The sequence below is a fragment of the Chitinophaga sp. genome (genome assembly GCF_035564935.1).
Taxonomy (GTDB): domain Bacteria; phylum Bacteroidota; class Bacteroidia; order Chitinophagales; family Chitinophagaceae; genus Chitinophaga.
In genome coordinates, this window is record NZ_DATMTE010000290.1 from 1 (window position 1) to 1991 (window position 1991).

Annotated in this window: 2 protein-coding genes and 1 tRNA gene; 2 read left to right on the forward strand and 1 reads right to left on the reverse strand. The window is 47.9% G+C overall.

The genetic code is table 11. The features are described from left to right. The coding region (locus VN105_RS07765) for a glycoside hydrolase family 28 protein (protein WP_325639566.1) at positions 1–1431 on the forward strand (1431 nt) is incomplete at its 5' end. Here the strand turns inward: VN105_RS07765 and VN105_RS07770 are convergent. After that, positions 1418–1597 (reverse strand): hypothetical protein, encoded by a 180-nt coding sequence (locus tag VN105_RS07770; protein ID WP_325639568.1) that lies wholly within the window; start codon positions 1595–1597, stop codon positions 1418–1420. The two genes, VN105_RS07765 and VN105_RS07770, sit on opposite strands and share 14 nt — an antisense overlap. A gap of 170 nt (positions 1598–1767) precedes the next feature. On the opposite strand from VN105_RS07770, the gene VN105_RS07775 reads away from it, so the two are divergent. Beyond that, positions 1768–1841 (forward strand) — tRNA-Pro (locus VN105_RS07775). The last annotated feature ends 150 nt before the right edge of the window (positions 1842–1991 follow it).

Consider the following 1991-nt stretch of genomic DNA (forward strand, 5'->3'; position numbering starts at 1 on the left):
TCAGCTGCCTTGCTCTCCATTCACGCGAAAGGCAATGATTTTAATATACTCGATTTCGGTGCAACCAATGACACCGTTAAGCTGAGTACATCCGCTATTAATAAAGCCGTTGAAGCCTGTTTTAAAGCCGGTGGGGGAAGGGTCATTATCCCCCCCGGTAATTTTAAAAGCGGCAGTATCACCTTAAAGGATAATGTAGCGCTCTTCCTGGAACGGGGGGCTGTTTTATACGCCAGTACCGACCACCGGGATTTTCCCCGTCAGAAACAGCCGGCATACCGCTCCCAGAAAGATCCCGGCGGCTGGTATGCACTGATCTATGCCGAAGGCGCCAGCAACATTGGTATATGCGGTTTTGGCACTATCAACGGCCAGGGCGCCAAACAGGTACCACGCCCCGTATTGCCGGGGGCAGTGAATGAAGACCGGGATGGAAGACCAAGGAATATCCTGTTCATATCGTGTCGGAAAATTTCTGTTCAGGATATAACCATGGAGAGCTCCGGCATGTGGAACCAGCATTATCTCAATTGCGAAAACGTGATCATCAATAATATCCGCGTTTATAACCATAGCAATAGAAATAACGACGGAATTGATATAGACGGGTGCCGGCATGTGATGTTATCCAACAGCATCATGGATTCCGATGATGATGGTATTACCCTTAAAAGTACCGGTGCGGCGCCATCGGAAGATGTTGCTATCACCAATTGTATAATAAGCAGTTTTTGCGCTGCCATTAAATGCGGCACAGAATCGACCGGCGGCTTTAAGAATATCCTGATCAGCAATTGTATCGTAAGACCCTCTGTATGTCCCACCGAACCGGTGTTCAGAACACCCCGCATAGGACAGGTAGGCATTGCACTTGAAATTGTAGACGGAGGAATAATGGATGGTATTACCGTGAGTAATATTATTATAGAGGGAACGGCATGTCCTGTTTATGTGAGACTTGGCAACCGGGCGCGTAAACATACCGATGAAGCCCCCGAACCTCCCCGTGGGAAAATGCGCAATATTTTCCTGTCGGACATAAATGTATACAACGCAGGTAATTATTCCTCTTCCATTACCGGTATACCAGGCTCCCCGATAGAGAATATAACGTTGAACAATATACGTATAGTAAACCACGGGAACCTTAAGCCGGGAGAATATATCAGCGATGCATCGAAAGTGCCTGAGCTGGAGAAGGAGTATCCCGCGCCAGACAGATGGAAGAACCTGCCTAGTTCCGGCTTCTTTATCCGGCATGTAAACGATATTTCCCTGCATAATGTTACGCTCCGTTCACAGGTCACAGATCCACGCATACCGGTGATTGCCGACGATGTAGACAATCTGTATATTTCAAATCTGAGATCGGATCATCCTGATACAACAGCTGTACAGCTATCAGGTGTCCGGGTCTTTAAAAGATTGTGAGGGGTGTTTCCGCATCAGCGCCAGGCAAGCCCCCGCTGGAGGCTTCCGGCACCGTTTCTCCTTTGCGTACCAGGGGGATAACACTTTTATCAGCGCCTTTATTTACCGCCGCCTCTACCTCGTCGCTGGTAGTGACCTGCACCAGGTTGCTGCCAGCGGCGTTCATTACCTATATGTGATTATTGGCGTTACTTGGGCTGTGCTGTTTTTCGGGATAACTGAAGGCGGGTGGGCAGAATTGTTTTGAGCCGGCAATCTTGTTGTATATGGGTACAACAAGAAAATTTGCAGGAAAATTTGCAGGAAACAAAAAGATTTATAATTTAGCCGCTCCAACGGGATGTAGCGCAGCCCGGTAGCGCGCTTCGTTCGGGACGAAGAGGCCGCTGGTTCGAATCCAGTCATCCCGACTTGACGGGACAGGATAGCATAAATGCTATCCTGTCCTTTTTTATTTCCTCCCGTAATGATGTTCAGGCTTGCAAATAGCGAAAATGCCGCATTAGTTTTTCCGGTTCGAAATGCCTCATTTATAATATACTCCTTCAGGAAATAGTAAC